The sequence below is a fragment of the Anaerosolibacter carboniphilus genome, assembly GCF_014205875.1.
Classification (GTDB): domain Bacteria; phylum Bacillota; class Clostridia; order Peptostreptococcales; family Thermotaleaceae; genus Anaerosolibacter; species Anaerosolibacter carboniphilus.
Genome location: NZ_JACHEN010000007.1, coordinates 147,810 through 165,142 on the forward strand (window position 1 = coordinate 147,810; position 17,333 = coordinate 165,142).

19 protein-coding genes are annotated in these 17,333 nt (G+C 36.1%); 18 read left to right on the plus strand and 1 reads right to left on the minus strand.

The window, feature by feature from the left end; all coding sequences use genetic code 11:
* Positions 1 to 24: 24 nt before the first annotated feature.
* From HNQ80_RS07570 to HNQ80_RS07655, 18 genes are all read left to right on the plus strand, one after another.
* Positions 25 to 1,419, plus strand: coding sequence for an aminotransferase class V-fold PLP-dependent enzyme (locus HNQ80_RS07570; RefSeq protein ID WP_207726907.1), 1,395 nt, complete (start codon positions 25 to 27; stop codon positions 1,417 to 1,419).
* Between the two features lie 93 nt (positions 1,420 to 1,512).
* Positions 1,513 to 3,204, plus strand: coding sequence for a methyl-accepting chemotaxis protein (locus HNQ80_RS07575; protein WP_184309780.1), 1,692 nt, complete (start codon positions 1,513 to 1,515; stop codon positions 3,202 to 3,204).
* A gap of 189 nt (positions 3,205 to 3,393) precedes the next feature.
* The gene (locus HNQ80_RS07580) at positions 3,394 to 4,479 is read left to right on the plus strand and encodes a YVTN family beta-propeller repeat protein (RefSeq protein WP_184309782.1); all 1,086 of its coding nucleotides are present in this window, start codon (positions 3,394 to 3,396) and stop codon (positions 4,477 to 4,479) included.
* Between the two features lie 128 nt (positions 4,480 to 4,607).
* Positions 4,608 to 5,759, plus strand: a complete 1,152-nt coding sequence (locus HNQ80_RS07585; RefSeq protein WP_184309784.1) for a hypothetical protein — start codon at positions 4,608 to 4,610, stop codon at positions 5,757 to 5,759.
* 10 nt (positions 5,760 to 5,769) lie between these two features.
* Positions 5,770 to 6,438 carry a hypothetical protein gene (locus HNQ80_RS07590; RefSeq protein ID WP_207726908.1) on the plus strand — a complete coding sequence of 223 codons (669 nt, stop codon included), beginning with the start codon at positions 5,770 to 5,772 and terminating at the stop codon, positions 6,436 to 6,438.
* 12 nt (positions 6,439 to 6,450) lie between these two features.
* Positions 6,451 to 6,942, plus strand: coding sequence for a cytochrome b/b6 domain-containing protein (locus HNQ80_RS07595; protein WP_184309788.1), 492 nt, complete (start codon positions 6,451 to 6,453; stop codon positions 6,940 to 6,942).
* A 22-nt stretch (positions 6,943 to 6,964) separates the two neighbouring features.
* Positions 6,965 to 7,267, plus strand: coding sequence for an SKG-like transmembrane protein (locus HNQ80_RS07600; RefSeq protein ID WP_184309790.1), 303 nt, complete (start codon positions 6,965 to 6,967; stop codon positions 7,265 to 7,267).
* Positions 7,260 to 7,601 carry a hypothetical protein gene (locus tag HNQ80_RS07605; protein WP_184309792.1) on the plus strand — a complete coding sequence of 114 codons (342 nt, stop codon included), beginning with the start codon at positions 7,260 to 7,262 and terminating at the stop codon, positions 7,599 to 7,601. The genes HNQ80_RS07600 and HNQ80_RS07605 overlap by 8 nt, the downstream gene beginning before the upstream one ends.
* 194 nt (positions 7,602 to 7,795) lie before the next feature.
* Positions 7,796 to 8,308 (plus strand): hypothetical protein, encoded by a 513-nt coding sequence (locus HNQ80_RS07610; protein WP_184309794.1) that lies wholly within the window; start codon positions 7,796 to 7,798, stop codon positions 8,306 to 8,308.
* 775 nt (positions 8,309 to 9,083) lie between these two features.
* Positions 9,084 to 9,284: a hypothetical protein gene (locus HNQ80_RS07615; RefSeq protein WP_184309796.1), complete on the plus strand. Its 201-nt coding sequence runs from the start codon at positions 9,084 to 9,086 to the stop codon at positions 9,282 to 9,284.
* 478 nt (positions 9,285 to 9,762) lie between these two features.
* On the plus strand, positions 9,763 to 10,479 hold the full coding sequence (locus HNQ80_RS07620) for a response regulator transcription factor (RefSeq protein ID WP_184309798.1): 717 nt from the start codon (positions 9,763 to 9,765) through the stop codon (positions 10,477 to 10,479).
* Positions 10,469 to 11,863 carry a sensor histidine kinase gene (locus HNQ80_RS07625; protein WP_184309800.1) on the plus strand — a complete coding sequence of 465 codons (1,395 nt, stop codon included), beginning with the start codon at positions 10,469 to 10,471 and terminating at the stop codon, positions 11,861 to 11,863. The genes HNQ80_RS07620 and HNQ80_RS07625 overlap by 11 nt, the downstream gene beginning before the upstream one ends.
* Positions 11,864 to 12,312: 449 nt before the next feature.
* Complete coding sequence (locus HNQ80_RS07630) at positions 12,313 to 13,485, plus strand: hypothetical protein (RefSeq protein WP_184309802.1); 1,173 nt, start codon at positions 12,313 to 12,315, stop codon at positions 13,483 to 13,485.
* A gap of 35 nt (positions 13,486 to 13,520) precedes the next feature.
* Positions 13,521 to 14,696: a zinc ribbon domain-containing protein gene (locus HNQ80_RS07635; RefSeq protein ID WP_184309804.1), complete on the plus strand. Its 1,176-nt coding sequence runs from the start codon at positions 13,521 to 13,523 to the stop codon at positions 14,694 to 14,696.
* A gap of 19 nt (positions 14,697 to 14,715) precedes the next feature.
* Positions 14,716 to 15,231, plus strand: coding sequence for a cytochrome b/b6 domain-containing protein (locus tag HNQ80_RS07640; RefSeq protein WP_184309806.1), 516 nt, complete (start codon positions 14,716 to 14,718; stop codon positions 15,229 to 15,231).
* Positions 15,209 to 15,523: a hypothetical protein gene (locus HNQ80_RS07645; protein WP_184309808.1), complete on the plus strand. Its 315-nt coding sequence runs from the start codon at positions 15,209 to 15,211 to the stop codon at positions 15,521 to 15,523. The genes HNQ80_RS07640 and HNQ80_RS07645 overlap by 23 nt, the downstream gene beginning before the upstream one ends.
* Positions 15,510 to 15,857 carry a hypothetical protein gene (locus HNQ80_RS07650; RefSeq protein ID WP_184309810.1) on the plus strand — a complete coding sequence of 116 codons (348 nt, stop codon included), beginning with the start codon at positions 15,510 to 15,512 and terminating at the stop codon, positions 15,855 to 15,857. The genes HNQ80_RS07645 and HNQ80_RS07650 overlap by 14 nt, the downstream gene beginning before the upstream one ends.
* A gap of 13 nt (positions 15,858 to 15,870) precedes the next feature.
* Positions 15,871 to 16,593 (plus strand): hypothetical protein, encoded by a 723-nt coding sequence (locus HNQ80_RS07655; protein ID WP_184309812.1) that lies wholly within the window; start codon positions 15,871 to 15,873, stop codon positions 16,591 to 16,593.
* A 179-nt stretch (positions 16,594 to 16,772) separates the two neighbouring features.
* Here HNQ80_RS07655 and HNQ80_RS07660 read toward each other — a convergent pair.
* The coding region (locus HNQ80_RS07660; RefSeq protein ID WP_184309814.1) for an acetate and sugar kinases/Hsc70/actin family protein at positions 16,773 to 17,333 on the minus strand (561 nt) is incomplete at its 5' end.

A 17,333-nucleotide genomic window follows, 5' to 3' on the forward strand; every position in this document is an offset into this window, starting at 1 on the left:
TTAAAGTTTGAAGGTGAATAAATAGTGGTGACTAAAAATAATTTCAAATCATTATTCTTAGGACAGGATTTTCAAGTACCGATTCTGGGTAACCAATATATAAGGTATGTCGATTTGGATAATGCTGCCACTTCCCCTCCCTTTATAAAGGTTGTAGATAAAGTAAATGAGTTTTCAAAGTTGTATTCCAGCATCCATCGAGGAAACGGCTTTAAATCATTATGTTCAACAGAAATATATCAAGAGGCACGAAATATAGTTGCAAACTTTGTAGAAGCTGAGCCAGATAAAAATACTGTTGTATTCGTAAAGAATTCTACAGAGGCCATAAATAAGTTAGCAAGTCTATTCACATTTAATGAAGAAGATATCATCCTTACTTCTTTTATGGAACATCACTCAAATGATTTACCGTGGAGAAAGCATGGTATCGTTAAGAATATAGATATAAAGACAACGGGAGAGATCGATATAGATCATTTTAAAAACCTTGTCCACCAATATGGAAAAAGGATTAAACTTGTGGCGATTACTGGTGCTTCCAATGTCACAGGGTATATAAATCCCATCTATGATATAGCAACTATGGCCCATGAGATTGGTGCGAAAGTACTGGTAGATGCATCTCAACTGGCACCACATCGCAAAATAGATATAAAACGGAACATGGACATTAAACATATAGATTTTTTGGTTTTTACTGCTCACAAGCTCTTTGCTCCTTTCGGTACAGGTGTACTGGTAGGGCCAAATGAATTTTTTGAACATGCAGAACCAGATCATGTGGGAGGAGGAATGGTTAAAATGGTTACCTCCGAAGAAGTATATTGGGATGAGGTACCTGAAAGAAATGAAGCGGGTACACCAAATGTTATGGGGGCTGTAGCACTGGCCGTATCGATAAAGAATATAGAAGCCATTGGATATGGCAGAATCGAAAAGCATGAAATGGAGTTGACTCAATATTTAGTGGAGGGTTTAAAAGAGATTAATCATATAGATATCTGTGGAGGAACATCCTTTCATATAGAGCATAGATTAGGTGTTGTAAGTTTTAATGTGGAAAACATGCATCATTCCTTGGTAGCGGCTATATTATCCTATGAATATGGGATTGGCGTTAGAAGTGGTTGTTTTTGTGCTCATCCCTATGTTTTGAGACTTCTTAATGTAGATTCTGATAAAGTGAACCGCTATAAAAACAGCATATTAAATGGGGATAAATCAAACGTACCAGGACTTGTAAGAGTAAGTCTTGGGCTACAAAACAACCTTGAAGACATTGATAGATTGCTTATGGCCCTTAAAAATATTACGGCTGGAATTTATTCAGATTGCTATGTTATTGATAAACATTCGGGAAATTATAGCCCAAAAGGATGGACATCGAATTTTCATAGCTATTTTAGCTTTAGCTAAAGGTTCAATATACAAAAATATGCTGACGAGAAAAAGGGAGCTAAGGGATAAAAGAAGAATATATATTCTATCTTGAAACTAGGGGTGTATATAATGTTTAACTCTATTACAAAAAAAATTATCGCGGGTTTTTCAGTTATTCTAATTATTCTCACTGTGAGTACAGTCTATAATATAGCTGGATTTATGGATAATAAAGAACACATTATGCATATCAAAGAAGTTGCTGCTACAAGTTTGGAACTAACCAACGATATGAAGAATGACATTATTCAAACAAGACTATATATTGAAGAAGTAAGTGCGTCTAAAGATATGGATGGGATGAAGAAAGCAGACGAACATGCAACTCTTTTCATAAAGAATGCCAATGAACTTGTAAAGTTAGATGATACATATAGAGAAGCTGTAGACGAGCTCAATGCAGCATTTTCAAGTTTTTTTGAGTATGGTAAAATGGTAGCCCAAACCTATGTTGACCAGGGACATGAAAAAGGAAATATGCATATGGATAAGTTTGACCAGCTTGCAGATGACGTATTCAGCAAAGTGGATACCCTTCAAAGCAACAGTCAAAAAGAAATGGACAAGGATTTGGATGAGCTTAATATGCATATATCTATGAAAATCAATGGAAGTATCATTATTGCGATCATTATTATAGGGTTATCATTTATTATTGCAGTCTTACTTGCCAATGGAATTAGAAATCCTGTAAATAATCTTTTACAAATCTTTCTTGATCTAGAAAAGGGTAAAGGAGATTTAACCAAGCGAATTCATGTAAAGAGTAGAGATGAAATCGGCTCAATGGCAGAGTCTTTTAATAGATTTATGGATAGTATGGAAAATATGGTTATACAAATTAAGAAGAATTCATCCATTGTCTCGGAAGGAGCAGAAGTATTAAGCCAAGGCGGGCATCAGACAAAAGAAGGTATCATCCATATAGACGATCATATGAATAAGGTTGCAGCGGATACTCAAAAAATTGGAGGTTCCATTAACCAGATCACTGAAAGTATCGTAGAAATTGCAAGATCTTCCCAAGACACTGCCATGGTATCCCAGGAAATTTGTGATGTGGCCAATGATATTAGCGCTACGGCTCAGCAAAGTGGAAAGCTTGCTTTAGAAGCCAAGGAAGAAATGGAGAAGATAGAGGAGATATCTTCAGATACAATTCGCATTACTGAGCAGTTAGGAAAAGAAGCCAGTGAAATTGGAAAGATCACAGATACGATTAAGACCATAACAGATCAAACCAATCTATTGGCATTAAATGCGGCCATCGAAGCAGCCAGGGCTGGGGAGCATGGAAGAGGATTCGGTGTAGTAGCAGAGGAAATTCGAAAACTTGCAGAGAACAATAATCAGTCTGCGAAAATGATTGAGTTATTAGTTCAAAGGATTCATAGTATGATTCTGCAGACAATTGAGGCCACCACAGGGGTAGGCTCCTATATCAAAGAAGGTAGAAAGATGGTTGAGAATGTACATATGGAGCTCCAAAACATTACTTCAGGAGTTATGCATATTAATGATAAAATACAAAGCATTGCGGCGAGTACAGAGGAGCAAAGTGCGGCTACGGAAGAGCTTTCAGCTACAATGGAAACTATTAATGGCAGCAATATGGAAATAGCCGCAGCTGTAACCAATGTGGCATCGAGTATTTCGGGTCAAACGGAGACGATTTCCCAGCTAAGTGCAATTGCTTCAGAATTAAATAACTCTGCGGAATTGCTAAACGATCTTGTAAATAATTTTAAATTGAAAGAATAGACGATACAGCGTAAAAGAGTATTTATCAATAAATGTAAATATATTGATTCCAAGGTTGAAAACCGAAGTGGTGTAGTTTGACTATACCACTTTTTTATTTTATTCCATAATATACCTTCGGTAAATATTCAAATAAACTGGCAAAACTTACACATACTACTTATGAAACGAATATAGGAGGGATAATAGATGAGAAGAAGATATGTAGTATTCATAATAATAGCTTTACTTGTATTTACTATGATTTCATGTGCGCCTCGTACGAATCAGCAGCAGGCACCTAATAACACCAATCCACAAGCAGAGCAACAAGAGAATAACCAACCAATGGAAGAAATGCCTTTATACTACATTTATACTGCCAATGAGGATGATGCTTCTGTATCTGTGATTAATATGGCAACCATGCAGACAACTGTTTCGGTGCCAGTAGGGCAAGGACCTCATAATGTTCAAGTTACACCTGATGGTAATTTTGTATATGTAGTAGAAAATCATAGCAACTCCATTTCTGCCATAGATACGAGTACAAATACTATTTCTAAGACCATTAAAGTAGGTGAGGGACCTAGTCATGTTGTGTTTTCACCTGATTCTAAAGTTGCCTATGTAAGTGTTTCTGAAATGGCAGAAAGTGCAGGGACAGAAGCTCATGGTATGAGCGGTACAGCTGCGAACGGAAATGTATATGTGGTTGATCTTCAAAATGAGAGCATTATCTCAAAAATATCTGTGGGTGCAATGCCCCATGGGCTTAGAATGTCACCGGATTATAAATACATATATGTTGCAAATAATGATTCAAATGATGTTTCTGTTATTGATGTAGCATCAAACACAGTGCCCAAAACCATTAAGGTTGGAAAGAAACCTGTACAGGTTGCCTTTACGCCAGACAGCAAATTAGTTTTTGTTACATTAAGTGATGAAAATGGTGTTGACGTAATTGATACTGCAACCCAGGAAGTGAAGCAGCGAATCAATGTAGGTACAAGTCCTATACAGATTTTTTCTACGCCTGACGGTAAATTTATGTACGTGGCCAATACAGGCTCGAACAATATCAGCGTAATTGATACACAAAGCCTAAGTGTTACAGCGACCATTCCAGCTGGAGACAAAGCCCATGGAGTAGTGGTATCGAGAGATGGAAAAACAGTCTTTATTACCAATACAGGCGCCAATAGCGTGACAGTTGTGGATGTTGCTACAAATAATGTAGTTGGAACAATTCCTGTAGGGAAAGGGCCGAATGGTGTGACGATTAAGGAATAGATACTGGGAATACAATGGATTGTTCTTTAGAAGATATTCTGCAATATATCCATAAGTTCTTGCCTGTCACAGACAAGTGATTGCTCTAAATTTAAACTGAGGATAGCTATTAGAAGGGAGTTGTTATGGTGAAAATATTTCGGGCATTACTTAATACAATCCTAATTTTGATCATTGTTGGTGGATTAGGATATATTGCATGGAATACTTACTTTATGCAGTATATGGGCTATCCAGGTACGGATACAACGAATCAAACGCCAATGGCACCAAATACAGATTTAGGACAAACAGATCAGCATGCTCAAGGGAATCAACATAATATGACAGATAGTACTGGAAACAATGCATTGCCAAATACAATCGCTATCCAAAATAAGGATAAGCTAAATCAAGCCATAGGTACGATAAACCAAGCCATTGACTTGATTACTATAGACCCTTATTCAAGAACCACAATGCCAAGCATGGATGGAAATAGCATGATAATGAATAAAAGCAATCTACAGTCATCTGGAGGAACAGGAACAATTAATATTTATCCTAGCGGGAGTGGCTCGGTAAATATTACACCTTCTGGAAATATAACTCCTAATAATCAAATGCCAGCTACAGATACTAATATGGGAGCAATGAATCCCACCGCAAATACAAATTTTGTATATGATCAAGGAAAACTTCAGCAATTGCATACAGGGATATATACACTGGCTCAAGGGCTCATGTTGATGCATGAGTTAAATGATGACCTAAGTTTGCAATCAGCAATGGGTGTGACAGATCCCACATCATATCAAACACAAATTACAAAGTACAACCTGGCACTGCAGAATAAGACAAAGCTAAATAATGTGATAAGCATGATTGAGCAGGCATCTATCCTTGTTAACGTTAATCCTTATGGAGCACCGGGAGGATATCAGATTAACATGGACGGCATGGGTCAATTGCATCAAGGTATATTTAAGCTTGCCCAGGGAATGACTTTATTAGGCAGACTAAATGATGATTTCACTACCCAGATGATGCAAGCGGCTCAGCAAGCTCAAACTGCATTGGGAACTTCAAATACAACTCCTCACATAGGAAGTGGAAATATGTTTTCTAGTGATTTTCTAAATTCGATAAACATATCTACTATCTTTAGTATTATCCTTATTGTAATGGTAGTCAGCCTTTTAATTGGTATTTTAGGTGCTATCGTAAGTCTGTTCAAAGCAAGACCTAGGGAAAATAACAGAATAACAATAGGTGAAGGACCACAAAACGATAATTCGTAAGATGAGGTGAATGAATATGACAAATGATTTTAGAAACGATCCGATTCTAAGAACCCTGTTAGTGGTATTGATAGGCATACTTGGATTTGGACTAATTTTTAATCTATTTACAGGAGGTGGAACAAGCATGGACGGAGAGCACATGGGTGGATATGGATACGGATATTCCATAGGAGGGTTATTAGGAGGATTAATATTTTTCCTTATTAAGCTTTTCATGATTGTATTGGTATTGGCCATCCTTGGCAGCATATTTGTGTGGTTTAGAAATAATTTTTTTGCAAATAGAGATTCTAAATTTATTCAGTCTATAAATAATGATCCGCTATTAAAGATGATTGCGATTGTAACAGCATTAACTTTTGGATTGGTTTTGATTTTTGCGCTGTTGAATAACTTTGGAGTGTCTGGAGTAGGCTTCATGGGGAATGTCCGATATCAAGGAGGTCATGCTTTTAGTGCTGGAAATAGCATTACAGGCCTCTTGACATTGCTGATGCATGTCTTATCCTTTGTACTGGTCATTTCCCTAATCATGGCGTTAATAGCTTATTTGAAGAATCAGTATGAGCAAGGTAATTTGAATATATTTAAAACTAATAATACACAGGAAAATAAAATGATAACAACAGGCGCAGATGTCCAAAAAGATGAAAATAATATCCGTACAACTGAATAGGGAGTGGAAAATTTGAAGGTTCGATTTGATTTTGTTGTTCATTGGTTATGGACGATAGTTTTCGCCATACTTGCGCTAAGTGGCTTGGTGATGGTAGGACCAAGATATGGTTGGGTGATGAATTATAATATAGCTACAGCTGACTATATTCATCGTATTTTGGCAGTGGTATACGTAGTGCTCACCTTTATCTGTATAGGCTATGAGGTAATAAGGGTAATGCGAGCTGATCAGAAAAAACTAGCATGGTTTATGATTGGCAGGGAGGGATATCAGCTTTTTACCTATGTAACAACGCTGGTTTTTATCATAACTGGTGTGATCATTTGGGTATGTATGGATTCCAATATGGCAGCAGTAGCATTTTCTTTGTATATTCATGAGAAATTAACCTATATCGTAATTGCCAGCGTAATATGGCATATTTATGTTAAGTGTCACGCCTTAGTTTGGCCGAAGAAAACAAATGTTAAGGATACACATAAGCTATCGAAAACAAGATAGTATATTTTAGGAGCGTTTTACTATGATCCAGAAGCCTTGGTTTAAGATTTTCATATGGTTTGCCTCGACAGTATTCTTCTTTCTTGCATCTGTTATACTGATATCCTATTTTAATCCAGCACCTACCCAAGATCAAACGATGAAATTTATGATGGGCATGATGGAATCTATGCATGGTTCCATGATGGGCTTATCCATGGGGTTGGAAAGTAATAACTCATTAAAATCATTGATAATATTGGCAACGGGTATGACAATCCCTCTTAGTTTGATTGCTGCCGTATTTGCCATCATTATTAGGCTCTGGAGGAAAAAAAATGCTTGATAAGAAAAAACACCATTTTCTGCAATTATCAGTGATATTTGGAGCACTAGTTACCTTGAGTTTATTAGCGAATTGGGGCTACAATGCAGGGCTAGAGACAGGTATGACGATGATGGGTCAGAGTATGGGTAATATGATGCAGACAATGCACGGCCAAGAAATAACCGTAAGTGACCTTATTCGGCAAGAAGAAAAGATTGAGACAGCAACACAGCAGGAGAATCATCATGAGTCAGAGTCTAGTTTTTTTAATGCCGCTACTGGTCTTATGATGGTTTCATTACCCTTTATTATTGCAGGTACAATATTCTTAGCAATTATGTGGTTTAAATAGTTAAATACGATGGGAGATAGCTTATGTTAGGGTATATTGGTTCCTTCTATATGATTTTTTTAATACTAGTTTTAATTGTCGGAATGGGTACTATTGGACTAGGGTTAATGAAGTATGTGTTTAAAAGCAATAAAGTAGGTAATATACAGCAACAGAAAAATACCAGAAAAATAAACTGAAATGGAGGAAATTACATGCAAAGTAATGGATGGCTAAGACTTGCTTTATTCTCTTTTATTGGGCTTATTATCGCCGTAACGATTTTAACCTTCGTGAACCCCAGTGGAAATATGGCAAACATGCAGGCACATCAAGGGATGGGACAACAAACAATGCAAATGCAAGGTGCAGGAAGTGGTATGGGCATGATGAATATGCCAATGGGTAATATGTCAGTACAGGGTAGTGTTAACGGCATGGGTATGATGGCAATGCCGATGAATAATATGTCCATGCAGAGTGGAAGCAGTGGAATGGGCATGATGGGAATGCCTATGGGTGGAGGCATGGGAATGATGAACATGCCAATGAACAATATGGGTAGTAGTGGTATGTCAAATATGACAATGCCTAGTGGCAATATGAATGATATCATGCAACAGTTAAACATGATGCAGATGCAAATTAATCAAATGCAAAATGCAATCAATTCAATGAATACTATGGGTGGTGCAGCATCTGGTGGTGGTGGCATGAGTATGATGTAATATCATTAAGAAGCATGCTAAGCTTTGTATAAGACTGTAATCCCTATATCAAATCTCCTAACTTAATTAGTAAATGTCTAGCAGATGATAGAAGAATCCCGTTAGCATTTTCAGTGAATTTTTCTCTAGAAAAAATAAGTACTTTCGGGCTGTATGCCAATTTATATATAAAATGTAATTGCATAACGTTTAATTAATATCAATAAAATAGCTCTTAGACAATTAGAACAATGTTTTAAAAGTCTAAGAGCTATTTTCTATTATTCCCATAATTTATATCTATAGTTTTATGATGGAAATATCAGTATAACAGATATCTATTTGGCATAGGGGTATCATAAACTTTACAATTGATATTTAAGTGCGCCGAACAAATCACTATTTTGATTTGAGGAAACAATCTATTTCTGTTTGCAAAACCATAAAAAAGTTGCAATGATAAAAGACATCTATTATAATCAATATAGGATACGGGGGTATAGTATAAATTAAAGTAAAGGACCCTCGACAGTCACGATGATATAAAAGCATTTAAAGGTTGAAAAACTTGAAATTTCTATTAAAGAGGTATAACTAGAAGCTCTATTGATAGTAAAACAGAAAAAAGTCAGCAAATGAATCGATGCTTATTTATGTAAGTATCCAAATTGAAAATATTATTGACTAATCTAATACTTACAGCCTTAAATGAGAACGAAAATATAACTATAAAGCTACGAGAATGATAAAAATACCATCTGCAAAAGTACAGACGGCTTGAAAGGAGGCGATGATCTTGATAAAAGTGTGTAAATTTACTGATTGCCATGATGAGTTGGTACGAGCTTTAGAGGAAAATAATATCTTGTTTACAGACGAAGAATGCCTGCAAAGATGTGATTTGTGTCATAGTTGTGCATTTGTAAAAAAAGATGAAGAGTATATTCATGCTGATGATGTAAAAGAATTAATTGAAATACTCAAGGCTAATAATTAGAATCAATTTCTATCATGATAGCAAGATTGTTTGCTTAATCAATTATTCTAGAAAAGTCTACGCTCCTTGTAGTATGATTCTGTGAATCATATCTTAAATTATTTTGAGTGATAAAAGACCGTATTGGATATTTCAATACGGTCTTTATGTATTCTAATTGAAGCAATTTAATATTGGTAGAGGGGAGAGTCTCCATAAATTCTCCATATAGTTTTGTTATTGTAAGTGTATCAGTATTTTGAACATAAAGCCCATAAGAAATATTACAAATCGGCAGATGAAGAAAGTGGATAGAAATAGCCTATGTGATTATGTTTAACCGATACAAGGAACAATATGAAAAAAACAAGCCCTGTTATGAAGTATTACTTATCTGTAGAATAAGAAGTACGCCATGATATAGGTAAATTGAAGGATTAAGACTGAAAACAGCGTAGGGAATAAATTGAATGACTTAATAAAGGAATGAGGTGATCTCTTGAAAGAGAATTCCAACATTAAAATACTTGTAGTTGATGATGAGCCAAAGCTAGTAGAAGTAGTAAAATCCTATCTTGAAAATGAAGGGTATACTGTGTATGAAGCGTCCACTGGTCAAGAAGCGCTGCAGCTAGCAATAAAAATAAACCCATCCATGATTATTCTGGATTTAATGCTTCCTGATATCATGGGGGAAGAGGTTTGCAAAATGTTGAGAAAGAAGTCAAAGGTACCGATTATTATGCTTACTGCAAAAGTAAAAGAAGAGGACATTTTAAGGGGGCTAGGCATTGGTGCCGACGATTATATTACAAAGCCATTTAGTCCTAGGCAATTGGTGGCCAGAGTAATTGCTCTATTAAGAAGATCAGGAGATACCAATAGTTTTGACGGGAGGCCCTTGTCTTTTAATAATGGTGATTTAGTTGTTAATAGTACAAGATATGAGGTTAAAAAGCAAGGAGTAGTCCTTAGCTTAACGCCAAATGAATATAAGATCCTTTTAGCAATGGTAAAATATCCTCATAAGGCGTTTACTAGGGAAGAACTTATAAGTATCGCTTTAGATGGAAACTTTGGGGGGTTTGATAGAACAATTGATTCTCATATTAAAAATCTAAGGCAAAAGATCGAGACAAATCCAAAATGTCCTGTATACATTGTGACTGTTCATGGTATTGGATATAAGTTTGGTGGTGAAATAAGTGAAAATTAGCCTTAAAACAAAGTTATCTCTATCTTATGTTGCAGTAGTATTACTATGCATATCGCTGATAAGTATATTTGCTAATATATCCTTTGAAGAACATTTTAAAGAGTACATCATTCAAAATCAGGAGCAAAGATATAAGGAAATAATTGCTTCCATAAGTCGCCAATATGAAGAACAGAACAAATCGTGGAGACAGGAAGGTATTAAAAGCATAGGGATGAATGCCCTCGAACAAGGCCTGATTATTAGCGTGAAAAATATTGAAGATCAAAATGTATGGGATGCGAGAACGTACAACAATGGTGAGTGTGAGCAGATTATTGCAAACATATCCAAAAGGATGTCAGAGTATTATCCAAACCTAGAAGGAAAGTATATTGAGAAGAAGTTTCCGATCTTACATGACGAAGTAGAAGTGGGATATGTTGAGATCGGACACTATGGTCCCTTTTATTTTAGCGAGCATGATATCCTGTTCATCAAGGATTTGAACAAGGTTGTTATGAGTATAGGGGTATTTTCAATGTTTTTTGCCTTCATATTTGGTGTGGTGATGTCAGATAGATTAACGAAGCCAATCTCAAGGGTAATTGAAACCGCACGAATGATATCCAAGGGAAACTTTGGGGGAAGGAGCTACGAAAAGTCCAGCACCACAGAAATAAATCAATTAACGAGCACAATAAATGATCTTGCTGCAACCTTGGAAAGACAAGAAAATCTTAGGATGAGGCTAACAGAAGATGTAGCCCATGAATTGCGGACTCCATTAGCAACAGTGCAAAGTCATATGGAGGCTATGATTGATGGCATATGGAAGTTAGATATTGAACGATTGAAAAGCTGCCATGATGAAATTATTAGATTGAATGGTTTGGTAGGGGATTTAGAGAGACTAGCTGAATTTGAAAGCGAAAACCTAATTCTAAATAATATAGAATTTGATATTTCATCTCTTATAGAACGAATCATACTCAATTTTGAGAACGAATTCATGCAAAAAGGGATAGAAATCGAATTTAAGGGAGAGGCAGAAACGATCTTTGCAGACAAAGATAAGATAAATCAAGTTATTATAAATCTGCTCTCTAATGCACTAAAATATACACCAGCAGGTGGGAAGGTATATATTCATATTATCGGAAATGAGGAAAATGTAGAATTACAGGTTAAAGATACGGGAGTAGGTATTTCAGAAGAGAACCTCCCTTATATATTTGAACGGTTTTATCGTGTTGAAAAATCGAGAAATAGACTTACAGGTGGCGCGGGTATTGGACTCACCATAACCAAAGCAATTGTAGAGGCCCATAAAGGGACGATTCATATATCCAGTGAATTGGGCAGAGGTACTAAATTTACTATAACAATACCAAAAAGCAGATAATCTCAGGTGATTATCTGCTTTTGTATTTGTTTTATGATATTTTAATACAATGGAAGGTTGCTTATGAACAATAATAAAAATATTTGAAGAAAAGTGTGATTTAATGGCAGCACAAAGAGAAGGATGACACATTGTGAAATAAAAAATAGCAGAATGTGCCGAACCTCCATAAAATCTCCATATCTATTTATTATAATATATTCATAAAAGCTAAAGATGATGATTATGAACAGTAAATAGAAAGGGGGAGACTTCATGAATAAAACAACAAAAATATTACTTATTGTGGCAATCGTTGTAGTGATTGCTGCGGCTGCATATGGTATCCACCACATGTTAAATCCTACTGACATGCCAATGTAAAATGAAGAACGTATTTTTGAGCATCCTATTTGAGAAAATAAGTAGTTCTTAAATAGGATGCTTGCTAAAAAGGAGGAATAACAAGAATGAAAAAGTTTCTCAACGGTCTATTAACAGTATTTCTGTTAATTGTTATTGTTGGTGGCATAGGATACGTTGGATATAACTATTTGTATATGAATCACGGTTCTATGAATATGCCAGGCGCAGAAAATCAACAGGCAAGTGATTCTACAAGTACAAATAGCACCAGTACCAATGACCAGCAGAACATGCAACATGGTGCCATGAATAACCAAAGTACGCAACAAAATAATGGACAAAGTGCTACGGGCACACAAGGTGCCACAGGAGAGATGACCTTAGCGCTTCAGAACAAAGACAGTCTAAATAAGGCAACTTATCTCATTAATGAATCAATTCGTCTCATGACCTTAGATCCATATGCTCCGAAAGAAAAAGTGGAGATGAATATGGGGAATATGCCATCTCAGACAAATAATAATCCCATTGTAGATAGTACACAGCCGAATAATACAGCAGAAGCCAATAGCCAAGGGAATACAACGATTAATGTTTATCCGCCTACGGATACTTCCAGCAATACGCAGATGAACGCTTCTATGCAGATGGGAGATATGGGTATTACGTATGATGCAAATAAAATGGAACAGCTGCATACGGGTTTATATAAGTTATCTGTAGGTATGCAATTGCTGGAGCAGTTAAACAATGAACTCGTATCTCAAGCTGAGCAGGCAAATCAAAATACACAAAATCTTATACAATACTATTCAAATCAATACAACATGACACTGCAAAACAAGAACAAGCTAAATCAGGCACTAAATTATGTAAATGAAGCAGCAAATCTTATGAATATTAATCCTTATGTATCAGCCAATGGATTGGTGTTTGATAAGGATAAGATGCAGCAGATCCATCAAAGTGTATTTAAATTAGCCCAAGGAGTGGGTGAACTAAATAAGTTAGGAGACGAATTTACAAAGCAGGCTGTGTATATGGCGAATATGATGCAAAACTATATGAATAACCCTAATTTATCACAGATGAATCATGCTACATCTTCAACGCCAAGCTTGTTTGGAGGAATATTCAATAATATTAGTATTCCTACAGTTGTAAATGCAACGTTAGTATTATTCGCAATTGCATTTATTCTAGGAATATTAGGTTCAATCTTTAGTCTACTCAAACCTCCTGCAAAAAAAGACCCCAAGGAAGCTTCGGCAAATTAGGGTCTAATAAAAAGCAATAAGGGAGGAGAAATCATATGTGGGAGACAATTAAAAATGATCCTGTTTTAAAAAGTATTACAATTCTTGTGTTAGGGGTATTGAGCTTCGGATTAGCCTTTAACATTATGTTTGGGCGAAACACTGGAGGCATGGAAGGTGGCATGGATATGGGTGGAGGATATTCTTTAGCGAATACACTTTCGTATATTCTAGCGATTTCTGTAAAACTTCTATTCATAGGACTTGTCATTGCAGCGATCATTCTGTTGATCAAGCTTGTAAAGAGGTATCTAATAGAGGGGAATGAACTCAAAATGTTTGAATCCAATAAGTTTGAGGAAATAAAAAAAGATCCTGTGCTTAAGACTGGATTGATTGCAGTTGGAACAGTGCTTGTACTAGGATTAATGATAATAATCTTTAACGCTGTTTTTTCACCATATAATGGCTATGGCGCCATGGGTAGAAATTATTATGGCATGATGACAAATGGATATATTTCCCCTATGGGAAATACTGCAGTGATTTTCGGTAAATTATTGCTTTCTGTATCCATTATAGGACTGATTGTCAGCTTAATTGCTTACGCAAGACAGAGCAATATTTCAGTAGATATAAAAAAGATGATTCCATCGAAGGCTATTAAAAATTCAATGGCTACATGTGAAGTATGTAATTATGCTGCAGACCAGGAATATAAGTTTTGTCCTTCTTGTGGGAATCAAAGAATTCAAGAATGTGCTCAATGTGAAACAGTGTTGAAAGAATCATGGAAATGCTGCCCTAATTGTGGAACCGAAATAAACACAGCAGAGGGTGAAGTAATGACAATCGAGAATGAAATGAGTACAGTATCTGTAGAAAAAACTGATGAAACCAGTTCTTTGATAGACATAGCAGAAGTAAAAGAAGAAATAAAAGAAGAAATAAAAGAAGAAATAAAAGAAGAAGCAAAAGGTGTTCAAGATGAGATAGCAGATGATACAGAAATTAAAACGAAGGATCAAAATAGTTTTTTAGCAGAAATCCTAGAAGCAAAGGAAGAAGTAAAGGAAGAAATAAAAGAAGAAGTAGTAGTTGTTCAAGATGAGACTGTAGATGGTACAGCAATATCAGCAGTGGATGAAGTTGAAGATGAGATAGTAGATAATACAGAGAATAACAAAAAACATCAAAAACCATATGAAAAAAAGCAGAAAAAGAAGTGGTAGAATAAAGGAGTAAAAACCCATGAATATTCGTTTTGACTTCATCATGCATTGGGTCTATGCAATCGTATGGGCTTTGCTAGGTATAAGCGGTTTTGCGATGGTTGGTGCTAAGTATGGATGGTTGCTTAATTTTGATTATGCAACGGCTGACTATGTACATCGCTTATCAGCTGCAGTATTTGTATTGATAACCTTTATCTCCATCGTTTATGAAGTGTATCGAAATATTAAGAATGACACAAAACATCTAGCCTGGTTTATTATCGGGAAAAGCGGTTATCAGCTGTTCACCTTCATCACCACTCTTATTCTGATCATAACTGGAGTCTTGATATGGGTGCATAATGGAATTGGCATGGCAGGTATGGGCTTTGCACTATTCATACATGAGTACGTATCCTACATTGCACTGGCAGGGGTGATTTGGCACATCTATGTAAAGTGTCATGCCCTGATCTGGCCTAAAAAGGCGAATTCTAAAACCGAGCAGAAAGGTAAAGGAGGAAAGACAGATGTTGCAAAAACCATGGATTAAGATATTTATTTGGTTTATGGCAACGTTCTTCTTCTTCCTTGCATCCGGCGTTATTATTTCAATACTTAAGCCAGGGCCAACTGAAAATGAAGTTATGCAATTTATGATGGGTATGATGGCTGCAATGGATAATTCCATGATGGGTGTAGCCATGAATATTGAACATAATGGAGCACTTCAAGAAGTGATTGTATTATCGACCAAATTAATGATTCCACTTATTTTTATAAGTATGGTAGCAGGATTTGCCATAAGATATATGCAGTGGAGGAATAAGCATGTTAAACAGTAAGAAGCTTCACTTTTGGAGATTGACATTTATATTTGGTGCATTGATTATCATTACGTTATTTTTTCTGTGGAGTGCTCCTGAAGCGAAAAAAGCAGAAATGATGAACAGCAGTATGGGGAACATGATGCAGAGCATGCATGTCTCTAATGTAACACTATATGATCTTTTCAGTGAAGAAGAAGGAAACGAACAGATGGCAGAGATGCATAGTCATCATCAAGGGCAAGCGCCTGTCATATATAAGCTTAGTTTTCTTACTACAAGTCTAATATTTCTGTTGCTCCCCTTTATAATCGGTGGGTCAATTATATTAGCAATCGTATGGATAAAGTAAAGAGGTGATATTGTTGAATATATTAGGCTCATTGGGACAACTTTATATGCTCATTCTATTAGCTCTTTTGTTTCTTGGATCAGGATTGGGTGTATGGACGGTGATAAGTTCTTCACTGAACAATAAACAAGGTATGCCTCAGAAGAAAGGCGAAGCTGGGCAGGGTAATATTATCAGAAGTCAAGGAACAGAAAAAACAAAAATAGGAGGAATTAAAATGCAAAATAATGGATGGTTTAAGTTAGCTATATTTTCATTCGTGGGAATTTTAGTAAGCGTTGCTGTACTAGGGCTTGTTTCCACAAACAACAATATGGCAGATAGCAATGTTCACTTACAACATCAGCAACAGGGATTACAACAGAATCAAAATGCTATGGCAGGGATGAATGGAATGAATGGCAATATGCAAATGCAGGGCGGTATGAACGTAGGGCTGCCTATGGGAAATATGCAGATGCAAGGAAATATGAATGGTAACATGCAAATGCAGGGTGGCATGAATTCAATGAACATGCCTGTAGATTATAACTATATGATGATGCAGCAGCAGTTAAATCAAATGCAGCAACAATTATACATGATGCAGCAACAGATGCAAATGCAGGGCGGAAGTATGCCTTCCAACAGCAGCATGAGCAATATGCCAAGTAGTGGCGGTGGAATGGGCATGATGAGTATGCCGATGGGTGGTAGCAGTAGTGGAAGCAGCGGTGGCGGAATGGGCATGATGTAGTAAAAGAAGGTAGACCTTTTGGTCTACCTTCTTTTTTACTTATTATACAGAAGCATCTTTTTTTGGCCTTCTTTTTGATCTTGGAAGCAGGCTCTAATAAAATCTGGTTATTTACGCCTTACCAATTGTATAAATTTTTCCACTTGATTAGAAAACACATACGTATCTGTCATTTATGATTACTCTAACGTAGCAGCTACAAAATCTAATGATGAAGATGCAGATACGTATTCGTTTCTGAGCTTATTGGCATTTTTCCAAGCACCTAAAGCATTAAGCATGACAGCATTATTACTGAATATCATTGGAATTCTAGATAGTTGTTTTTGAATGACTTCTTTAAATAGTAAAGAACCACCACCACAGAGAACAATAAGTCCTATGTCAGGTAACTGAATACCAGCTGCTGCAGCCTTTGAGGTGAATTCGTCTACAAGCTGTCTGGCTTCATAGTCAATCATTTGTTTACAAGTATCACGTAGGTTTGGAATTTCTTCACCATAGATCAATAGCTTTTCGTTTCTTATAATTGTATTATCGAGTTTATGCCTTGAAACTGTAACCTTATACTCAGTTTTTATAAAATCAATAATCCTATTCAGAGGGTCAATGGTGCCCTTATCAATGCCAAAGAAGGTTCGAAGCTCAAAATTATTTATAACGGTTACATCAGAAGTTAATGCGCCAATATCAAAGCCTAGAATTGTCCGCTCAGCATAATTGTTTTCATATTCATCCAG